This is a genomic window from Pseudidiomarina aestuarii (genome assembly GCF_048263735.1).
GTDB lineage: Bacteria > Pseudomonadota > Gammaproteobacteria > Enterobacterales > Alteromonadaceae > Pseudidiomarina > Pseudidiomarina aestuarii_B.
The window spans coordinates 106,826-128,529 of sequence record NZ_JBLXDX010000005.1; the positions used below are offsets into that span (position 1 = coordinate 106,826).

Here is a 21,704-nt window from a genome sequence, read left to right on the forward strand (position 1 = left end):
TTTCGTATCTACTGCAGTACGTCTTAGAAGTCGTACTGGAAGCCGATGCGGACGCTCCACAATGATGGTGAGCCAGCGCGACCTTGAACTGAGTTGATGCGTGGATTAATAGCATCAAATACCCACTGATCTTGGTCGTTAATGCTCACTTCAGCAACGTTAACGGCGCGTGGGAAGCTTGCTTCATACAAGACTCCCCAATCATCGTTTAGCATGTTGGTGAAGTTATCGACCACCAAGTAAACGCTGGATTTGTGGTCAGCCATGAAGCCTGGTAATTCTTGCTCAATTTTCAGGTCAAGCTTGTGCCACCAGTCACTATTGAATTCGTTACGCGGTGCAATACCACCGGCATAAGCATTCAAACCGTACTCGTCGATAAAGCTCAAGAACTCTTCAATCTGAGCATTGGTTACGCCATCACCCCAAACAACATTGCTGTCATTCGCGCCTGTTGGTACGTATAGCAATGAACGACCGCTCGTGATGTCACCGACCGCAGCATTCATGGTGAAGCTATATGGACGACCTTTGTTGGCTGAACCAAAGATGCTGAACTTCGTGTCGTAACCACTTAATAACTCAGTGGTATAGGTTCCACGAAGCGTGAAGCGATGCGGAATTTCGTAGTTCGAGGTAGCGATACCTGGATTTTCTGCATCAGCAGTAGCAACGCTGGTGTAGTTCGAGTAAGCAACCGAGCTGGTCATTGGGTTTACGTCTTCTGCTTTGTTCCAAGCATAAGCAAGTGACCAATCTAGACCCCAATCGTAATCTTTAGACACCGCGAAGCTGATGCTGGTTTGATCACCAGAGTCACCATCCACGTTGGTCAACAAGAACGCATCGGCGCCACTGCGAGAGTAGATAGGACGACCATCTGGTGCGGTGCCAGACTGCACTGCTCGTAAATCACGAATAATGGCAGCATCTTGCTTACGAGTATGTAAGAAGTCAGCCATCAACACGTAATCGTCAGCAGTCACATACGTTGCACCCAATGCGAATTTCCATTCGTTCGGAATTTCAAAGTCAGGGTCAAGCGCGTTGACTGGACCACGTCCAGCTGCTTGTGCAACTTCGTCGATCATTTCTTGTGGAATACCAATCAGAGGACTGCTGCTGCCATAGTCCAGATCGAACAGGTTGACGTTGAAGCGGTTTGCTTCGTAAAGGCTTACGCCGTTGTTTGAATAGTTGTTTGACAACCAAACGTTCGGGTTACCACCAGAGTAAAGACCTAAACCGCCACGTACTTCAAGTTGATCGTTCACAACCCAATTCACACCCAAACGTGGTTGAATCAAGCCTTCACCATCGAGAGTGGCTGTATTACCAAATCCGTAGGTATCGAGGAATGCTTGGTTCAATAGTGGTGCATCATTGGTGGTATACCAGTCATAACGCAAACCGAAGGTTAACGTGAGGTCGTAGTCAATGAAGTAGTATTCGTCTTGCGCATACAAGGTGTTGACCGCATATTTGAACGCGCCTGCACCGTCATCTGGATTATTGGTACCCGCAGCGTTTTCATAAATGATGCGGCTGACGAAACCATTTTCGAAATCATCGATAGAGTTGAAACGATGCTCACCTTCAGACTCTTGAATAAACAAGTTGAAGACATCATAGCTTTCATACTCATAACCGAAGGTAAACGTATGGTCGTCAAGTAAGTAAGTACCCGCTACTTTATAAAACACCGTGTCATAGGCGAGTTTGTTGGAGTGACGTGAGTCATCTGCGCCTAAATAAATGGTATTACCGTTCTGACGGATTTGAACTTCACCGACTTCGGTTCCACCTAAAGGAACCACCGCATTTTCTAGTTCAGAGTAACCGGCACGAACCTCGGTCGAGAAGTTGTAGGTCCAATCTGAGTATAGTTGCGCAACATAAGAGTTGAACTCAGCACCACGAGAATAGAAGTGATTTGAGAACTCTAATTCGTTGTCGTCGCCATCTGACTCAGCAATGGAGAAACCATCGTTGAAGTTGTAGGTGAACTGGGCACGATGGTTGTCATTGATGTACCAATCGAGTTTCGCCAAGATTTTCTCATCTTCAACCGGCAGGCTGGACGGGAAACCACCTGGTTCAAAACCGTAGACGTTACGAGCAATAGCGGCAATCCGATCCAAATCAGCTTGCGTCACGCCCAACACTGGCGTGGCGACGTTTGCATCCTCAGGACCGCGGTCAAAAGTATCAGAGCCTTCTAACTTCTCATATGCTAAGAACGCAAACAGTGTGTCTTGAATCAACGCACCACCGGCATTGAAACCGTAGCGCTTTTCGTTAAAGGCACCGATAGTGACTGGCTCACCTTCGAGCTCGTCACCCGTTAATGAATCATTGGTGTAATCGAAGAAGAAGCTACCGAATAATTCGTTTTCACCAGACTTGGTGACCGCGTTGATATTACACGCCGTGAAACCACCGTATTGAACATTAAAAGGGGCTAGCTCAACCGCTACCTGCTCAATTGCATCATAAGAGAACGGCATGCGTTCGGTTGGATAGCCGCTTGAGTTCAGACCAAAGTTATCATTCGTACGCACACCATCAACCGTTAAGCTGTTGAAGCGTGGGTTGGCACCGCCACACTGAATGTCACGTGCATTGGTTTCGTTGATATAAATGCGCGGGTCAATTTGCACCACATCTTTGATGTCACGATTCGGAGCTGGCTGCTCTTGCAAGTCACTTAAATTAAAGTTTGAAGCTGGGCTGTTAGAACCCGAGCTCATAGTGAGCTGACGGCCAGAGACTTCGATGCGCTCGACACTTTGTTGAACAACCTGAATTCTTAGGTTCTCGGTTTCGCCAAGCGTCAGGAAAATATTCTCAACGACTTCGCGGTTACCCATGCTGTCGGTAACTGTCAACGTGTAAGGACCACCAACCGCAAGGCCACGAGCTGAAAACAAACCGCTATCGTTTGCCGCTAATGAGGTACTGGTACCGGTGCGCTCGTCACGTAATGTGACGTTGGCGTTAGCTATAGTCTGACCAGTATTTTCACTGGTCACCACACCGCGGATGCTGGATGAAGTTTCTTGAGCCGTTGCTGTTGCAGATAAACCGATTGCTAACGCAATGGCAACTGCAATTCGGCTATGTTTATTATTAGACATAATGAGCGTTCCTAGATTGAGATGAGACAACTGAGTTGTATTTCAACATCGTCGAGCTTAGTAATGGAGTATGACAGTTTGATGAAATAGTAGTCGAAAATTAGGAAAGTCACCTATTTTGTTCGAACTTTTATTAACTTTTCTTGTCTCTCCGCTTCCGAAAGAATTGTTTCAACAAAGTAGCGCACTCTTCTTCAAGAACGCCGGCAATAATTTCAGCCTTATGATTCATCGAAGTATGGTTGAGAACTTGAATAGCAGATCCGGTTGCCCCCGTTCTTGGGTCATAAGCTCCGAAGACTAACGTCTGAATACGAGCATGCGTGATCGCACCAGCACACATCGCGCAGGGCTCCAGCGTGACATAAAGGGTGGTATTCACCAGTCGATAATTATCGATGAATTGACCTGCCGCGCGAATGGCTTGAACCTCAGCATGAGCCGATGGGTCATTCAAACGAATAACCTCATTAAACCCCTCGCCAATTATTTCATCGTTATAGACAAGCACAGCTCCCACAGGAACCTCGCCGTGCTGCTCCGCCTGCCTGGCTAGTTCCAGAGCGCGTTGCATATAGAATTCATGCTGCATCGTAATACTTCACTATAGGTGTTTGAGCCATGATAAAAAAAAGCCCCCGCAGTTGCGAGGGCTTTCGGCATGACTAATCGGTGTTGATTAGAAGCTGTAGCGAATACCAATCTTCGCTTGCCACGTTGAACGCTCTGGCAAGTAGTTGGTTGGAGCTGCAGTATCAAACCCGCCGAACGGTGTACCGTAGACGTAACGACCTTGGTCGTCGAGGTCAACAGATACTAAACGGTTTGCGTTATCACCGAAGAAGAAGGTGTGCTGTTGAGCCGCTTCTTTATCGAACATCGCAAGGATGTTACGAATGTTGAAGTACAACTCACCTTTATGACCTTCAAACAATCCTGGCAACTCTTGCGTGTATTTGAAATCAAGAGTTGTGTTCCAAGGACCACGGTCGTTGTTACGTGGTGCATAACCACCCGCGTAACCACCTAAACCTGCTGCTGCAATGTACTCAGCAAATTGGTCATAGCTAAAGCCGTTGCGATACGTGACGTTTGGATCGTCAGCACCAGTCGGGATATAAGCTAAGTAACGAGACGTGCTGTCAAACTGGTTCTGATCACCAAACTTGTTGAAGCGGAAGGTGTCATAAACGTAGCTAAACGGACGTCCTGACTGACGCTCCCAGAACAGGCCGAAGGTAGACTGGTAGCCAGAGAACAACTCTGTGCGGTACGTGATGTCTGCCATGAAGCGGTGTTCGATCTGGTAGCTAGCTGTACCTGGATCGATGTTCTGCACATCTTTAGCAATTGGATACTGGAAGTTTGAAGTTGCTGTAGACGAACTACCTGCGACTGCTTCTTCGATATCCTGATTGGTGTAGCTAGTACGGAAGCTTAAACCATTGTCCCATGCTTTACCGATAGTAGCGGTGAAGATTTGGCTCTTACCACCGTCGCCATTGGTCAGCATCAAGTCATAACGGTTCACGTTGTTGTCATCACCAATGCCCATAGGAACGTGGTCATCAAGTGGGTCGTCAACAACATAGATAATCCGACCGCCATCTGCAGTAGTGACGATGTTACCGTTCGCATCAGTCAATGGACGACGCGCTAAATCAACCCAACGAACGTCATCTTTACGACGGCTGTAGATGAATTCAGCACTGGTGTACCAATCATCACCCAAAATACCTAAGTCGGTGTTCCAGTCGAAGCCTAAGCTCAAACGCCAGTCAGTTGGCAGTTCAAAGTTTGGATCGATTGGGTTGGTGTTGCCGTCGCCAGCAACTAACGCATCTTGAACTTCTTGTGGTACTTGCGTGATATCAACATTGTCTAAGTAGATAGATTCGTCGATAGAACGTGTGTCGAAAGGCACAATGGTAACACCGTCATTGGTGTATGCGTTTGAAATCCATACGTTTGGACGACCACCGCCGTAGCGACCGAAACCACCACGTAAAGTGAAGTCTTCAGTCATAGCATATTTGAAGCCAACGCGTGGAAGAATCAAATCTTTACCATCGAGGTTCTCAGTGTTTGAGAAACCATAACGGTCGAAGAAGCGTTGGTTAAATACCGGTGTGTCTTCAGCGAACATGCGCTCATAACGAACACCGAAGGTTAACTCGAGGTCCCAAGTTGGTGCCCAAGTGTCTTGAATGTATAAAGACTGAGTGCCCTGAGTGAATTGAGCTGCGCCGTCATCGACATTACCAGTGTATGCGTTCTGGTAACCGAAGCGTGCTGCTTGACCAGCTTCAAAATCAGCAATCGAGTCAAACGTCCACTCACCCAATGTGCGCTGGATGAATACGTTGTATACGTCAACGCTTAAGTAATCGTAACCAAACTGAATAGCGTGGTCACCCAATAGGTACTCACCGTTGAATTGGAACTGTAACGTGTCGTTAGCCAATTCGTTCGCATGACGTGAATAGTCAGGACCGATAGCGATACGACCGTTCTCACCAGTGATGGTGACGTCACCAAAGTTTTTGCCCAACAATGGGATTTGACCGGTCGTTACTTCTTTGTACGACAATTTCACGTCACTAGAGAAGTTTGAACTCCAGTTTGAATAAACCTGTAAAGCATATGCACTCAGTTCTTGAGTGTTGTTATACCAATGTGAAGACAAGCGCAGCTCGTTATCACCGCCGTTATTGTTACGGGTAGAGTTACCATCGGTATTTTGGTAAGTAAATGCTGCACGATGTTCGTTGTTGATGTTCCAGTCTAATTTGACCAACAACTTCTCGTCTTCTTCAACTGGATTCACGTTCCAGTCACCAGCATTGACGCCATATACTTCACGAGCAATACGAATAACTTCGTCTACTTCGGCTTGTGTAACGTTAGCGATGTTAGAAGCGCTTGAACCTAATGGGCCAGCTTCAACAGACTTTGGCTCTTCTAATTTTTCGTAGTTCACGTAGAAGAACAAAGTATCTTCGATGATTGGACCACCGAGGCTGATACCGTATGTTTTTTCTTCATAATCTAATACTGGTGGCTGTGAGCCGCCCAAGTATCGCGATACTTGTGGGTTACCTGCTAAGCTATCGCTGGTGTATTGATACAAGACAGAACCTTCGAATTCGTTGGTACCTGACTTGGTTACAGCGTTGATTTTAGCACCAGTGAAGTTGCTGTCTTTCGCGTTGAAAGGTACAACATCAACAGTGATTTGCTCAATAGCGTCAATCGAAATAGGTGAACGCTGAGTTGGGTAACCGTTACCATTCAGACCGAAGTCATCGTTCTGGCCGATACCATCAACAGTAATTGAGTTATATTTCGGGTTATTACCTGCAACAACCAACTCATCGCCTTCACCGATAGTTGCTGCTAACGGGTTTAAGCGAACGATTTCTTTCAAGTCACGGCCATAGGTAGGTAGTGATTGAATTTGCTCTTCACCGAACGAGCTTGATGAGCCACTGTTCAACTGAGCGTAGTTTACAGCTGAACCAGTAACGCTGATACGTTCAACGTTGGCTGCTTCTAACTGCGCGTTCAGGCGGTAGGTGTCGCCCAAACTTAAGAATAGTTCGGTGTAGGTCGCATCGCGGTAGACATCAGAGTCTAAAGTCACGCGGTATGGACCGCCAACACGCAAGCCACTTGCGATGAAAGCACCAGAGGCGTCAGTGGTGGTTTCTAAACGGCTACCTGAAGGAACGTGTTCGATAATAACGCGAGTATTTGCCGCGCCTTGGCCGCTTGGAGCCAATACCGAGCCACGCATTGAGGCAGAGGTATCTTGAGCGACAGCAGTTGCAGACGCGAGACCTAAGGCCACCGCGATAGCACTAGCTGTGCCTGTTAATCGCATAGATGTTCTCATTGTATTTCCTGGGTTGGTTGTCAAATAAAATGCTGAGCAAGGCTACACCGCTTTTATGACGCCTTGATGACAAAACGCATCTTTTTTCTGCATTTCGATGTCAATTTTGTGACAACATTTTACGCATTTTTTTAATTGATTGCACAGAGTAAATTGAACCTTTATTGTGCGACTTTGTCAGAGCGACCTCGTCAAGGAGAGGTATTCATGTTGCGAACCTTAGGCAGTACGCTGGCTGTAGCTTTTTTAATCATATTTTTAAGTGGTTGCGATATGCCCAAGAAAAATTTTAAAGAACCCAAAGCACTGCGCGTGGCAGCCTTCAATGTCAGCATGGATGCCTCTAACTATCTGCAGCAAAGCGAAATCCCGACTCAAGGTGCAACCGCGCTGCAGCAGGCTCTAGAAGACCAGCACCCACAGATTCGTGCCATCGCTGAAATCATTCAACACACACGTCCCGATGTACTGGTGCTGAATGAATTTGATTACCTAGACAGAGCCGAAGGCGTCGATCGTTTTCAAGCGGATTACCTAGCTGTAAGTCAAAACGGTGAAGCACCGATTGATTATCCGTACGTCTATCTCGCACCGGTGAACACCGGTAAGCCGAGTCCTTACGATTTAGATCGCGATGGCAAGATTTCTAATTATGGTGATGACGCCTGGGGCTTCGGTTGGTACGAAGGTCAGTACGCTATGGTGGTACTGTCAAAATATCCGATAGTCGAGAGCGACGTGCGCACCTTTCAAAACTTCAAATGGAAAGACATGCCAGGTGCATTACGCCCACTGATGCCGGCAACGAGCGAGTGGTGGTATCCGGATGAAGTCTGGGCGGAGTTTCCGTTGAGCTCGAAATCGCATTGGGATGTTCCGATTCAGGTTGGTGAACATGAAGTTCATATCTTGGTCAGTCACCCAACGCCGCCAGTATTTGATGGTGAAGAGAACCGCAATGGTCGTCGCAATCATGACGAAGTGCGCTTCTGGGCCGATTACATTCGCCCAGAGCACAGCGATTATATCTATGACGATCAAGGACGCGAGGGTGGCTTAGCAGCCGATGCGGCTTTTATTATTGCAGGTGACTTGAATGCCTCTGATGAAGGTGACGGCAATATCCCCGGTACCATTGAGCAATTGACCTTACACCCACTAATACAGGGTGACGTGATCCCGCAAAGTGAAGGCGGCGCGCAACATTCCCCAGATAATCCGAAAGGGAGCACTCACACAGCGAGTTGGCGCAAACGTGCTGATTATGTGTTGCCATCTGTGGCGGGTATTCATGTTATCGACAGCGGCGTTTTCTGGCCAACGGAAGGACAACCAAAGGCTGATTTAGTCAGCTCTCGCGGCGCATCTTCAGACCACCGTTTGGTGTGGATTGACATACAACTTCGAGATTAACTTCACAAATTTGTATTAAATTCATAAAAGTGTCATAAAGAATCGTAATAATTGGCGGTGCAGATAAACATTTAGGTGAAGCACATGTCGAGAAAGATTCTGATTGTTGAAGACGAAGCCCCAATTCGGGAAATGCTCAGTTTCGTCATGGAACAACATGGCTACCAAGCAGTAGAAGCAGGTGATTACTCCGCCGCCCTTGAGAAGATTGTCGAACCTTTCCCAGACATGATTTTGTTGGACTGGATGCTTCCAGGTGGGTCAGGTATTCAACTAGCGAAAAAATTAAAGAGTGACGATTTCACGCGCGGCATACCTATTATTATGTTGACCGCGCGCGGTGAAGAGGAAGACAAAGTCCGCGGCCTCGAAGTGGGCGCAGATGACTACATCACCAAACCATTTTCACCGAAAGAGCTGATGGCGCGCATGCGTGCTGTGTTCCGCCGCGTGGCTCCAACCGCTTTAGACGAGCCGTTGGAAGTGGAAGGCTTGAAATTAGATCCAGTGTCGCATCGCGTGACTGGGTTTAATGATCGCTTGGATATGGGTCCTACCGAATTTAAGTTGTTGCACTTCTTTATGACGCATCCTGATCGGGTGTATAGTCGTGAGCAATTACTCGATCAAGTATGGGGAACCAACGTCTATGTGGAAGACCGCACGGTTGATGTTCACATTCGACGCCTACGTAAAGCAATTTCAATGCATGGTCATGACCGCTTGGTACAAACTGTGCGTGGAGTGGGTTATCGGTTCTCTCATCGCTAAGTTGAAGCGACGTAGCGATGGATAAAAAATATTCCGTTCTGTTTATTCTCCGAGGCCTACTGTGGTTTTTAATCCCAGTGGGCGTGGTCGGTTGGTTGTTCGGAGCCTTTTGGGAAGTAACCGCGCTAGCGTTGCTTGGGCTGGTGGTTTGGCATTACTTCTACCAGTACAAATTGGTTGATTGGTTGTGGCATCGCCGCACGCTGCTGCCACCGAGTGCTCCGGGTAGTTGGAGTTACATCTACGACGGAATCTATCGAACCCAGCGCCGCAGTCAGCAACGCCGCCGTGCTTTAGCGCGGTTATTACGACGCTTTCGTGAAGCTTCAGAAGCGATTCCCGATGCAGCCATTGTCTTCCGTAAAGACGGAGGACTGATTTGGTGTAACAAGCTCGGGCAGTTCTACTTCGGTCTAAAATGGCCAGCCGATACGGGCATTCGCCTCTCCAACTTGATCCGTCATCCAGAATTTATCGCTTACTTACAAAAGGGCGATTTCAGTGACGACATTCATCTGCCGTCACCCGTGCGTGAAGATATTGAGCTCGAAATCCGTATCATGCCGTACAGCGATGACCAATACTTGTTGATGGCACGTGATGTCACGCAACTGCGCCAGTTGGACCAAATGCGCAAAGATTTCGTCGCCAACGTCTCGCATGAATTAAAAACACCGCTGACTGTATTGCAGGGCTATCTAGAAATGCTCGACGATGCCAGTGGCATGCCTGCTGAGATGCATCGCAAAGCCGTGCGCGACATGAACGCGCAGAGCACGCGCATGCGTAATCTCGTCGATCAGTTGTTGTCACTGTCGCGCATGGACATTACGCGCGGCGATATTTTCGACCGCGTTGTCGATGTCCCGAAATTACTGAATACTATTCAAGCCGATGCCGAACGCCTGAATGCGGAACGTGGACACGAACTGGTTTTTGAAATCAGCTCTGAAAAGCTCTACGGACATGAAGATGAGATGCGCAGTGTGTTATCCAACTTGGTGACCAATGCCATTCATTACACGCAGCCGGGTGGTCGCATTGTGGTGCGCTGGCGGCCAGTAAATCAGCAAATGGAATTTAGTGTTTCAGATAATGGGCCGGGAATTCCAGCCGAACATATTCCTCGTTTAACCGAGCGGTTTTATCGAATTGATAAAGACCGAAACAGTAAAACCGGTGGTTCAGGATTGGGGTTAGCCATAGTCCAACAGGCTTTGGAACATCATCACTGCAGACTAAACATCGATTCGGTGGTGGGGCGTGGGTCAACATTCTCGTTTCGAGCTCCAGAGGAACTTGTCGTTCGTGACACTTTATTGAAACAAATATGACAGCCTGACAAAAAATGTCATTAAACTGTCACATTCAGCCTCTACACTAGCTTCAATTCTTCATACAGTCAGCGAATCTGACATTGAAATTTGGAGTGTTTATGAAACTCAAGCAAGCATTAATCGCAGTTAGCGTCGCAACTCTGGTTGCTGGTCCAGCACTGGCACAAAAAGCGACTGACAATTTACCTGAATACGAAAAAGTAAGTGGCCTATCAGGCAACCTTTCTTCTGTTGGTTCAGATACCTTAGCCAACATGATGACGTTTTGGGCAGAAGAGTTTAAGCGTCAATATCCAAACGTGAACATGCAAATTCAAGCAGCGGGTTCTTCAACGGCACCACCTGCATTAACTGAAGGTACGTCAAACTTCGGTCCAATGAGCCGCGCAATGAAATCAAAAGAAATTGAGTCTTTTGAGAAGCGCCATGGTTATAAGCCAACGCAAGTTCGTGTTGCTATCGATGCGTTAGCCGTATTCGTCCATAAAGATAACCCGATTGAAGGCATGACCATTGCTGAAGTCGACGCGGTATTCTCAAATACTCGCTTATGTGGTGCGAACCAGCAGGTTCAACGCTGGAGCGACTTAGGTTTAACGGGCGCATGGGAGAATCGCGACTTACAGTTGTACGGTCGTAACTCAGTTTCTGGTACCTACGGCTACTTCAAAGAAATCGCGTTGTGTGACGGTGACTTCCGTCCAAACGTGAACGAGCAGCCTGGCTCAGCCTCTGTAGTTCAGTCAGTTTCAACCTCACTGAATGCTATCGGTTACTCAGGTATTGGTTACTTAACCTCAGGTGTCAAAACAGTACCAATCGCTGTTGAAGAAGGCGCTGAGTTTGTTGATGCAACCACTGAAAACTCGCTTGCTGGTAAGTACCCACTTGCACGTTTCCTATACGTTTACGTGAACAAGCACCCGAACAAACCATTGGATCCAGCAACAGCTGAATTCCTGAAAATGGTACTGTCAAAAACGGGTCAAGAGATTGTCGATAAAGACGGATACATCCCACTGCCACTGGCTGTAGTAGAGCAAGAAATGGAACGTCTTGGGCTAAACTGAAAGTGAACGGTAAAAAGTGAACAGTGAATAGAAACGCTCACTGTTCAACGAATAAAGCGCTGGTATTTTGCCAGCGCTTTTTTACTGGCTGACCGAAATGTCGCGGAGGATCGGCTGCTGGAGTGAAATCAGTGTTTCCGTCGCTTGGATTTCGTCGATGGGCTGGATTTTCTCGATCAGTAAGTGCTGCAAGTCATCAATGGATTTCACAAATACTTTGATAAATACGCTGTACTGGCCCGTGGTGTAATGTGCTTCGACTACTTCCGGCAACGCTTGCAGCTGCTTTAATGCGCTCGGATAGTCACCCGCACGAGCCAGCGTAATACCAATAAAACAACACACATCAAAGCCAAGCGCCCGCGGATTTACCGTGAGTTTGGCACCGGTGATGATGCCTTGCTGGCGCATTTTCTCGACGCGCACATGAATGGTGGCAGGGCTCACACCATGTTGTTTAGCAATTTCAGCGTAGGAAGTGCGCGCATTCAGCAATAATGCGTCGAGAATCGCTTGGTCCAAAATATCGATCATCTAATGATTCCGCCTTAAATAACGAATTTTTTAATGTTTTATCAATTAAAACCCATAATATTAAATATTATATTTAAGTAAAGCGTTAATTTATTAAATGGTATTGATCGCATTACTGATTTCGGTGAATGATGTCTCATCAAAACGAAAAATTATTGGAGAACATCATGAAAACATCGACTTTTGCACAACAACAACTTCGTCTAAGCCAAGTGAAACACCAGTTTGCTTCGGCGTTGGCACAGCAACTTCAGTTAATCCCCGTCCAGGCACCGTTGATCATGGCGGCAGGAAGTGGCATGCAAGACGGCCTTGCTGGTCATGAACAACCGGTTAAGGTTCACGTCCAAGCGGAACAGCGTGATTATGAAGTGGTTCATTCGCTGGCAAAATGGAAGCGCGCGCTTCTTGGACAACAGCAGTTTGCTGCCGGCTCTGGCATCGTGACCGACATGCGTGCGTTACGTCCTGACGAAGAAAAGCTTTCCGAGCGGCACTCGGTGCTGGTTGAGCAATGGGACTGGGAGCGTGTAATCCAGCCGCAAGAGCGCACCATCGCCACATTGAAAGAAACTGTGCGTGGTATCTATTCGGCACTGAAGCAAACTATCCAAGCGCTGTATCCTGACGAGAGTTTTCCGGTGCAGTTGCCGGCCGATGTGACATTCATACACGCCGAGCAATTACGCCAAGCCTATCCGGACTTAACGCCGAAGCAACGAGAACGCGCAATCACTCAACAGCGCACCGTGGTCTTTATTATCGGTATTGGCGGTGCATTAGGTGACGGGGAAAAGCATGATGTTCGCGCGCCGGATTATGATGACTGGACTTCAGAAACCGACTTAGAGTGGGGCGGACTAAACGGTGATTTGTTGGTGTGGCATCCGCTACTTGATGACGCACTCGAGTTATCGTCGATGGGTATACGTGTGGATGCACCGGCACTCTTACGGCAATTGGAACTCAGCGGTAAGCAGCACCATGCGCAATTGCCGTGGCATCGGTTAGTTCTGTCGGGTCAGTTGCCACAGACTATTGGCGGTGGTATTGGCCAGTCACGCGTGGCTATGTGGGTGTTACAATATGACCATATTCGCGCCACACAAGCGACTTTGCTAGACCTGCCTCAGCAGTCTGTCAGTGTTGCTGCCTAGACAACTTTGCGTCAAAAAGACACTTTCATGGCAGAAATATGACAGCGCTGTAACAATACTGTCATAGTTTGCCGCTATACTTGCACCCAGTAAAATTCACGAGCTAATTTCTGAGGGCAAGCATGGCGGCATCCACACCCACTCGAATGGGGGCCAGCAATATTCGACTACTCAAAGATAGAGCTGCACGCTGGGGGGTAACCTTTGGCGGCGTCCTAGTGTTAGTCGCATTACTGTTGATCTTCTTCTATTTGCTTTATGTCGTTGAACCGATTTTCCGCGGTGTCGATGTTGAAAAACAATCGTCATTTGCAGTGCCAGGTGAGGCAACAACTGTTGCGCTGGGCATGGAAGAGCAATCGGAAATTGGCTATCGCTTCGCGGACAATGGTCAGTTGACCTTCTTCGCTCTGCAAAACTTGCCGCGCTCGAATGCTGAGCTCGGTGATGTGTTATTGCAAGAGCAGGTCACGCCAACGGCGCCGACGGCCTTCACCAAAACGCAGCCACAGAAAAAGCGTTACGCGTACGCCATCGAGGGTGGTGAAGTGGTTATCGTTGAGCCGAAGTTTCGCTCGCGTTTTGAGAATGGTCAACGCACTACAACACCTGAAATCGCCATCATTACTGAAGACTCTCCAATTCAGGTTGATGAGCAAGGCCGTAACCTCGTGCAATTGGCTTATGAGTACGATGGTGACGCAAGCCTGTTTGCTGCGGTTACCGCTGACGGCAAGGCTATCGTCAACTCTATCAGTGCATCGCGTAACTTCATCACGGGTGCAGTAACGCTCGAATCTAAGTTTACTGAATTGCCAGTGAACGGCGCTATTGAGCAAGTCATAGTGACGCCTGACTTACGACAAGTGTTTGTCCGTCAGGCGAATCGTCTCTATGTCTTTGAAGTGAGCCGCAGTGGGCAGGTGACCGAAAAGCAACTCCTTACTATCGACAAGCGTCGTTACGGTGATGTGACGAGCATGCAACTGCTGGCTGGTGCTAGCTCCATCATGTTTGGCCACAGTTCAGGTTTAATTACGCAGTGGTTTGAAGTAGCCAGTGACGAAGGCCGTCGCTATCAATACATCCGCGAATTCAAGTCAGGCAATAGCCCGATTGTGGATATTGTCGCTGAGTACTATCGCCGTACCTTCTACACAGTCAATGCCGAAGGAACCTTGGGTGTCTTCCACACTACCTCAGAAGCTGATTTATATCAGGAGCAGCCAGAGGGCGTCCAAGCTGAGCGGGTGGTGATAGATCCCCGCGCAAATACGCTCATGATGCTGAGCGGCAATGAATTACACATCTTTGATTTGGACAACGAGCATCCAGAAGTCACGTGGAGCGGTTTGTGGCAAGAAATTTGGTATGAAGGCTATCCAGAGCCTGATTATGTGTGGCAGTCCACGTCTGGCTCGGATGACTTCGAACCTAAGTTCAGCTTAGTGCCAATTTCATTCGGAACCATTAAGGCTGCTGCTTACGCCATGTTGTTCGCAGTGCCGATTGGTCTTGCGGCAGCTGTTTACACCGCGTACTTCATGTCGCCTTCGGTGCGCAAAGTGGTTAAGCCTACCGTTGAAATTATGGAGGCATTACCGACCGTTATTCTCGGCTTCTTAGCGGGGTTATGGCTGGCGCCGGTGGTGGAGAATTACCTGCCTGGCATTGTCGCGACTGTCGTTCTAGTGCCGACAGCAATTATTCTGCTGGCATTTATTACCAGCGTATTACCGAAAAACTATCGTAATTTCTTCACTGATGGCCGCGCCGCGCTGGTGCTGATCCCGTTAGTGATGCTGGTTGGCTACGCCGCATTCAGTGCCTCGCCACTAGTGGAAGACTGGTTGTTTGGTGGCAATGTCCGTCAGTTTATTACCAATGAATTAGGTATCACCTTTGACCAACGTAACTCGTTGGTGGTCGGTATTGCCATGGGCTTCGCGGTTATTCCAACCATCTTTTCAATTGCAGAAGATGCGGTGTTTAGCGTGCCGAAGCACCTATCGAATGGTTCACTCGCATTGGGTGCCACTACATGGCAAACGCTGACCAAAGTGGTCTTGCTCACGGCAAGCCCAGGTATCTTCTCGGCAGTCATGATGGGTCTGGGTCGCGCGGTCGGTGAAACCATGATCGTACTCATGGCGACCGGTAATACGCCGATTATGGACTGGAACATCTTTGAAGGTATGCGCACCCTGTCCGCCAACATTGCGGTCGAAATGCCAGAGTCGGAAGTGGGTAGTTCGCACTATCGCATTCTGTTCTTGGCAGCCTTTGTATTGTTCGTATTCACGTTCGTGTTTAACACGTTGGCTGAGTTTGTTCGCCAGCGGTTGCGCGAAAAATATAGCTCGATGTAAGCGAGAGGATTTCCATGAAAGTTTGGTTTAAGACAGGAAAACCGTGGATTTGGCTAACAGCAGGTGCTGTGAGTATCAGTCTGATTGCCGTCATCGGGTTGTTGATCATGATTGCCTGGCGTGGCCTCAGCTTCTTCTGGCCCGCTGTTATCCACGAGATGGATATTCAAGCCTCTGATGGCAGTACCCGTACCATTATCGGTGAAATCTATGACCGTGAAGTGGTTCCAACCTCTCGGCTCGAGGGCAGTGCAGATGTGCTCGAGGGTTATAACGAGGAAATGCTTGAGCGTCTGTTACTGAAAGTTGGTAACCGTGAGTATGTGTCACTCGACTTCACTTGGGTTATGGAACCGCAAGTGGTGCGTGATGAGACGCCAGCAAATCTAGCTGTGCTGGAACGTTCGAAAGACGGCAACTTCTATGGTTACGTGATCGACATCTTGGAGAACGGTGAGTCGGTGCTAACCTCAGACTCTGAGGAAGAAAAGCGCGAAGAGCTTTTTGCTCGCATTGAGCGTGCGGTAGAGCTCAACGAACAAGCCATGGATCTGCAGGACGGTGAAATTGGTGCTATCAACTACCAGCTGAATCAGCTGCGTCTTGAACAGCGTCGGTTAGAGCTAAATAATGCCTTTACTGAAGCAGAAGCCGAGCGGATTGCTGCGGAAGAAGCGCAGTTGCGTGCCGATTATCAAGTCCTCGAAGCGCAGTTGTTTGAGTACCGTGAGCAAGCGAGCCGTGACGCGGTCGTGATGCGTGACATGCGCAACATGGAAGTGACGTTGCCGATGTATCGCATGTTGGACGTTACCTTCCCGAACGACATGAACATCTTGCAAAAGCTCGCACACTTCTTCGTGCAAATTGGCAAGTTCGTGTCCGAAGACCCACGTGAAGCCAACACCGAGGGGGGCGTATTCCCAGCTATCTTCGGTACCGTGTTCATGGTCTTGCTGATGTCGATTATTGTGACGCCATTTGGTGTGGTTGCTGCGGTATACCTTCACGAATATGCGGGTAAGAACGCCATTACGCGCCTGATTCGTATCGCGGTAATCAACCTCGCCGGTGTGCCATCTATTGTTTATGGTGTATTTGGTTTAGGTTTCTTCGTCTATATGGTGGGTGGCTCGTTAGACCAAATCTTCTATCCAGAAGCATTGCCAAGCCCAACCTTTGGTACCCCAGGGGTCATGTGGTCCGCGATTACTCTCGCGATCCTGACGCTGCCGGTGGTCATTGTTTCGACTGAAGAAGGCTTATCGCGCATTCCAAGCACCTTACGTGAAGGCAGCTTGGCACTAGGCGCAACCAAAGCCGAAACCTTGTGGCGCATCGTATTACCTATGGCATCACCGGCTATTATGACGGGTTTGATTCTTGCAGTAGCACGTGCAGCTGGTGAGGTAGCGCCATTGATGTTGGTAGGTGTAGTGAAGTCGGCGCCGATGTTGCCGCTCGATGGTAACTTCCCGTACTTCCACCTCGATCGCAAATTTATGCACTTGGGCTTTCACATTTATGATGTCGGTTTCCAAAGCCCGAATGTCGAGGCCGCGCGGCCTCTGGTTTACGCAACGTCATTCTTGTTAGTGACAGTCATTGTGGGTCTTAACTTGACTGCCATTGGTGTGCGTAACCATTTACGTGAAAAATATCGCTCTCTTGAGCACTAATTGATGAGAAGGGATGAACTATGATTTCGGTCACTCCGAACGCAAACACTGCTGAAGCTTTAGACCTCGCCAATTTAACGGCCGAGCAAACCGCCTTGGAAATTCGCGGTCTAAACTTGCACTACGGTGAAGCTCAAGCTTTGTTTGATATTGACATGCATATCCCGAAAAACCGTGTGACCGCGTTTATCGGTCCATCGGGTTGCGGTAAGTCTACTTTACTGCGCTGCATCAATCGTATGAATGACTTGGTTGAGATTTGCCGTGTGAAAGGCGAAATCTTGCTGCATGATAAAAACATCTACGATAAAGACGTCGATGTCGCTGAATTGCGTCGTCGTGTCGGCATGGTATTCCAGCGCCCGAATCCATTTCCGAAGTCGATCTACGAAAACGTGGTCTATGGAATGCGCTTGCAAGGCGTCAACGACCGTCGCACACTGGACGAAGTCGTCGAACGCTCATTGAAAGGTGCGGCATTGTGGGACGAGGTTAAAGATCGCCTAAGTGAGAGCGCCTTTGGCCTGTCAGGTGGTCAGCAACAACGTTTGGTGATTGCCCGTTCGATTGCAATTGAGCCAGAAGTCTTATTGTTGGACGAGCCAACATCGGCATTGGATCCAATTTCAACCTTAACCATTGAAGAATTGATCACCGAGCTGAAGAGCAAATACACCGTAGTTATCGTTACGCACAACATGCAACAGGCGGCACGTGTTTCTGATCAAACAGCCTTTATGTACATGGGTAAATTGATTGAGTACGCGGATACCAACACCTTGTTTACCACGCCTGATAAGAAGCAGACGGAAGACTACATTACCGGTCGTTACGGTTAACGGATAGAAGGAGCCAGTGATGGACAAAATGAACATGAGCCGGCATATTTCCGGCAAATTTAATGAAGAACTGGAAGCCGTCCGTAACCAAGTGTTGAATATGGGTGGTTTAGTTGAGCAGCAGTTGCGTGACTCACTGTACGCCATCGAAAAGTCAGATCATGAGTTAGCTGAGCAGATTTTGCAGCGTGACTATCGAATCAACGCCCTTGAGGTGCAGATTGATGAAGCCTGCGTACAAATCATCGCCAAACGGCAGCCAGCAGCGAGTGACTTGCGTCTGGTTATCGCTATCTTCAAAACTATTTCTGACTTAGAACGGATTGGTGACGAAGCCGAGCGCATTGCACGCGTAGCCCTCGAGAGCTTTAACAATGACCAGCAGCATTTCTTGGTGAGCCTAGAAAACCTCGGTCAGCAAGTACTCGCGATGCTACACGGCGTACTCGATGCTTTCGCGCGAATGGACTTAGATTCAGCCTATGAAGTGCACCAAATGGATGCGCAAGCTGACCGCCAGTATGAAGCACTGACACGTCAGCTGATGACATACATGATGGAAGATCCACGCGGCATTCCAAAGGTCATGAATGTATTGTGGTCAGCACGTTCACTGGAGCGTATCGGTGACCGTTGCCAGAACATCGCCGAATACATCATCTTCTTTGTCAAAGGCAAAGACGTGCGTCACGTCTCGCCAGAATCTATGGAACAAACTGTTCGCGGCAAGCGCGACTAACTGTCAGCTTTGCCGTCGTTACCCCGGCGGCAAAGCTATTGCGAATTACTCGGGATAAACGCGAATTACTCTGGATAAAGCGGGAATTACTCTCGATAAAAGCGAATTACTCGAGATAAACGCGTGCTAATAGAGCACGCGCGCCTTAATAGTTCCGTCAATGGCTCGTATTTCGATGAGTAAGTCATCGGCAATGGTACTATTGGGTGGGGTTTCAATATCAATAACCACATAACCTACTTGGCTGTCGGTCTGTAAGTACTGTCCTGAAACGTTGATGTTTTGTTCGGCCAATATTTGGTTGATACGTGTCAGCATGCCTGGGCGATTGTGGTGGATGTGCAACAAACGACGAGCGCCGGCGTGGGTTGGCAGTGCCACTTCTGGGAAGTTGACTGCTGACAAAGTCGAGCCATTGTCGGAATACCGTACCAGCTTGCCGGCCACTTCAATGCCGATATTCTCTTGTGCTTCTTGGGTAGAACCGCCGATATGCGGGGTCAAAATACAGTTATCGATACCGCGCAGTGGTGATTCGAACACATCATCATTGCCCTTCGGCTCGACCGGGAATACGTCAATAGCTGCACCCGATAACTGACCTGATTTCAATGCCTCAGCCAGCGCATCAATATCGACCACAGTGCCGCGCGAGGCATTAATAAGCACCGCTTCTGGCTTCATCGCGGCCAGCTGTTTGGCACTAATCATCCATTGGGTTTGCGGAGTTTCCGGAACGTGCAACGTGACCACATCAGACTGCGCGAGCAGCTCGTCGAGACTGCGAACTTGTAGCGCATTACCAAGTGATAATTTGGTTTCGATATCGTAATAGCGCACTTGCATGCCCAATTGCTCAGCCAAAATGCTTAATTGGCTGCCAATGTGGCCATAACCAATGATGCCTAACACTTTACCGCGCGCTTCAAACGAGCCTTTGGCTGCTTTGTCCCAACCACCGCGATGTGCAGCAGCATTTTTCTGTGGAATGCAGCGCAGCAACATAATAATTTCAGCGAGCACTAGCTCCGCTACACTGCGGGTATTGGAAAATGGCGCATTAAACACCACCACCCCATGTTCACGTGCAGCGTCGAGGTCAACTTGGTTGGTACCAATACAGAAGCAACCGACGGCAGCCAATTTGTCGGCGGCTTTAAAGACGCGAGCATTGAGTTGGGTGCGTGAACGAATGCCAATAAAGTGCACGTCTTTGACCGCTTCGCACAGTTCGTCCTCATTGAGTGAGGTTTTCAGGGCGGTGATATTGCTGTAACCGTGCTGCTTCAGCACTTCGATAGCGCTGCTATGCACGCCTTCCAACAGCAAAATCTTGATGCGATCTTTATCCAGAGATACCAAACTCATGCGCTTTCCTATGCAACTCTCAAATTAACGGGTGCGGGTTTGAATGCCTGACTCCGAGGCAATCAATGCAATATCAGCGCCACGGCGTGCAAACAAGCCGTTGGTCACTACACCAACGATATTATTCAGTTGTTCTTCCAATTGCACGGGGTCAAGGATATCAAGATTGTGAATATCCAGAATGAGGTTGCCGTTATCGGTCACGAAGCCTTGGCGCCACACTGGGTCGCCGCCTAAACGGACAATTTCACGCGCTACATATGAGCGCGCCATGGGAATCACTTCAATGGGGACTGGGAAGGTGCCGAGTCGGCCGACGAGCTTGCTGGCGTCCGCCACACAAATAAATTTCTGGGCGACTGCCGCGACAATTTTCTCGCGGGTTAAAGCACCACCGCCGCCTTTGACCATCCGAAAATGCTCGTCAATTTCATCCGCGCCATCAATGTAGACCGGTACTTCGGTCGCATTGTTGAGTTCTATGACTTCAATGCCAATTTTGCGTAGCCGCTGAGTAGAAGCATCCGAACTAGAAACCGCTGCCTCGATATCGTTTTTCATCGATGCCAACGCATCAATAAAAAAGTTCACCGTGGAGCCAGTACCGACGCCGACGATGGTGTTGGGTTTGACGTATTGAAGCGCAGCTTCGGCGGCTTGTTGCTTGAGGCGATCTTGAGACGTAGACATGACGATTCCATACCTTTGTACGCGGTCAATTGCGTGTCGATGAGAGCTCGGGGTTATGGGCGTTTAGTATACGCGCTTAACGGCGAAAATCCCACAGCTTCGTCGGGGTAATAATGCGTGGAAGTGGCACATCCCACGGCTCTGCGGGGATGCTTTCCACACACTGTTCGTCGTACGCCAAACCAATCGGTAATAAGCGTGGTAAGTGGCCTGCTTGCCATGCGGCAAGTGTGCGGTCGTAGTAACCACCACCCATGCCCAATCGATTCCCTTGCTTATCAAAGCCAACCAAGGGCACGAGCAAGACATCCAATGCAGCGAGGGGAGCCACATCAGGACAGCGTAGTTCCGGTTCGGGGATGTTAAAGGCGTTATTGCGCCATTGAGTTTCTGGCGTCACATTCAAAAACAGCAAATTGCCCTCGCGAAACGGGTGTAGCACAGGCACCGCAGGAGCGTGGTGTTCAAGCAGCCACTGATTAATGGCAACAGTATTGAGCTCAGCTCGCACACTCACGTAGCTGCCGACGCGCACGCTCTGTTGCAGCTCTGGCAGTTGTTGTAGGCGTTGCAACACCTGTGTCGCGGCTTGTTCGCGTTCTGCGGTCGATAGGCTCGCTCGTGCGTCCAGCAGTTCCCGCCGCAATTGCCGCGTCCGCATGGTGCTGTTATGCTCGTTTTTATTTGGTTCCATAAGGCAGCGTTA

The 21,704-nt window shown here is 48.8% G+C and carries 16 protein-coding genes; 9 read left to right on the plus strand and 7 right to left on the minus strand.

The features are described 5' to 3' along the window. Positions 1–23: 23 nt before the first annotated feature. From ACN0S4_RS11370 to ACN0S4_RS11380, 3 genes are all read right to left on the minus strand, one after another. Positions 24–3,137: a TonB-dependent receptor gene (locus tag ACN0S4_RS11370; protein ID WP_417657788.1), complete on the minus strand. Its 3,114-nt coding sequence runs from the start codon at positions 3,135–3,137 to the stop codon at positions 24–26. Between the two features lie 133 nt (positions 3,138–3,270). After that, entirely contained in the window at positions 3,271–3,729 is a 459-nt protein-coding gene (gene tadA / locus ACN0S4_RS11375) for a tRNA adenosine(34) deaminase TadA (RefSeq protein WP_417657789.1), read from the minus strand. A gap of 87 nt (positions 3,730–3,816) precedes the next feature. Continuing rightward, positions 3,817–7,020 carry a TonB-dependent receptor gene (locus ACN0S4_RS11380; RefSeq protein ID WP_417657790.1) on the minus strand — a complete coding sequence of 1,068 codons (3,204 nt, stop codon included), beginning with the start codon at positions 7,018–7,020 and terminating at the stop codon, positions 3,817–3,819. Positions 7,021–7,239: 219 nt separating this feature from the next. Here ACN0S4_RS11380 and ACN0S4_RS11385 point away from each other — a divergent pair, with 219 nt between their 5' ends. The 4 genes from ACN0S4_RS11385 (at position 7,240) to ACN0S4_RS11400 (ending at position 11,623) form a co-directional block, all read left to right on the plus strand. Beyond that, a complete protein-coding gene (locus ACN0S4_RS11385) occupies positions 7,240–8,445 on the plus strand; it encodes an endonuclease/exonuclease/phosphatase family protein (protein ID WP_417657791.1) in 1,206 nt (401 codons plus the stop codon). An 84-nt stretch (positions 8,446–8,529) separates the two neighbouring features. Next, positions 8,530–9,216, plus strand: coding sequence for a phosphate regulon transcriptional regulator PhoB (gene phoB / locus ACN0S4_RS11390; RefSeq protein WP_417657792.1), 687 nt, complete (start codon positions 8,530–8,532; stop codon positions 9,214–9,216). Between the two features lie 17 nt (positions 9,217–9,233). Beyond that, positions 9,234–10,550 (plus strand): phosphate regulon sensor histidine kinase PhoR, encoded by a 1,317-nt coding sequence (phoR, locus tag ACN0S4_RS11395; protein ID WP_417657793.1) that lies wholly within the window; start codon positions 9,234–9,236, stop codon positions 10,548–10,550. A gap of 101 nt (positions 10,551–10,651) precedes the next feature. Continuing rightward, a complete protein-coding gene (locus ACN0S4_RS11400; protein WP_417657794.1) occupies positions 10,652–11,623 on the plus strand; it encodes a PstS family phosphate ABC transporter substrate-binding protein in 972 nt (323 codons plus the stop codon). 81 nt (positions 11,624–11,704) lie between these two features. On the opposite strand, the gene asnC is transcribed toward ACN0S4_RS11400, so the two are convergent. Beyond that, positions 11,705–12,157 (minus strand): transcriptional regulator AsnC, encoded by a 453-nt coding sequence (gene asnC, locus ACN0S4_RS11405; protein WP_417657795.1) that lies wholly within the window; start codon positions 12,155–12,157, stop codon positions 11,705–11,707. A 167-nt stretch (positions 12,158–12,324) separates the two neighbouring features. On the opposite strand from asnC, the gene asnA reads away from it, so the two are divergent. The 5 genes from asnA (at position 12,325) to phoU (ending at position 18,940) form a co-directional block, all read left to right on the plus strand. Continuing rightward, positions 12,325–13,314 carry an aspartate--ammonia ligase gene (asnA, locus tag ACN0S4_RS11410; RefSeq protein ID WP_417657796.1) on the plus strand — a complete coding sequence of 330 codons (990 nt, stop codon included), beginning with the start codon at positions 12,325–12,327 and terminating at the stop codon, positions 13,312–13,314. Between the two features lie 122 nt (positions 13,315–13,436). Then, on the plus strand, positions 13,437–15,683 hold the full coding sequence (locus ACN0S4_RS11415) for an ABC transporter permease subunit (RefSeq protein ID WP_417657797.1): 2,247 nt from the start codon (positions 13,437–13,439) through the stop codon (positions 15,681–15,683). Between the two features lie 14 nt (positions 15,684–15,697). After that, positions 15,698–17,362, plus strand: coding sequence for a phosphate ABC transporter permease PstA (gene pstA / locus ACN0S4_RS11420; protein WP_417657798.1), 1,665 nt, complete (start codon positions 15,698–15,700; stop codon positions 17,360–17,362). A 20-nt stretch (positions 17,363–17,382) separates the two neighbouring features. After that, positions 17,383–18,201 (plus strand): phosphate ABC transporter ATP-binding protein PstB, encoded by an 819-nt coding sequence (pstB, locus tag ACN0S4_RS11425; RefSeq protein WP_417657799.1) that lies wholly within the window; start codon positions 17,383–17,385, stop codon positions 18,199–18,201. A gap of 19 nt (positions 18,202–18,220) precedes the next feature. Beyond that, positions 18,221–18,940 (plus strand): phosphate signaling complex protein PhoU, encoded by a 720-nt coding sequence (gene phoU / locus ACN0S4_RS11430; protein WP_417657800.1) that lies wholly within the window; start codon positions 18,221–18,223, stop codon positions 18,938–18,940. A 126-nt stretch (positions 18,941–19,066) separates the two neighbouring features. On the opposite strand, the gene serA is transcribed toward phoU, so the two are convergent. The 3 genes from serA to ACN0S4_RS11445 all read right to left on the minus strand — a co-directional run bounded on the left by serA (position 19,067) and on the right by ACN0S4_RS11445 (position 21,692). Then, positions 19,067–20,308 (minus strand): phosphoglycerate dehydrogenase, encoded by a 1,242-nt coding sequence (gene serA / locus ACN0S4_RS11435; RefSeq protein ID WP_417657801.1) that lies wholly within the window; start codon positions 20,306–20,308, stop codon positions 19,067–19,069. A 24-nt stretch (positions 20,309–20,332) separates the two neighbouring features. Continuing rightward, complete coding sequence (gene rpiA, locus ACN0S4_RS11440) at positions 20,333–20,998, minus strand: ribose-5-phosphate isomerase RpiA (protein WP_417657802.1); 666 nt, start codon at positions 20,996–20,998, stop codon at positions 20,333–20,335. Positions 20,999–21,074: 76 nt separating this feature from the next. After that, positions 21,075–21,692 (minus strand): 5-formyltetrahydrofolate cyclo-ligase, encoded by a 618-nt coding sequence (locus tag ACN0S4_RS11445; protein WP_417657803.1) that lies wholly within the window; start codon positions 21,690–21,692, stop codon positions 21,075–21,077. Between the last annotated feature and the right edge of the window lie 12 nt (positions 21,693–21,704).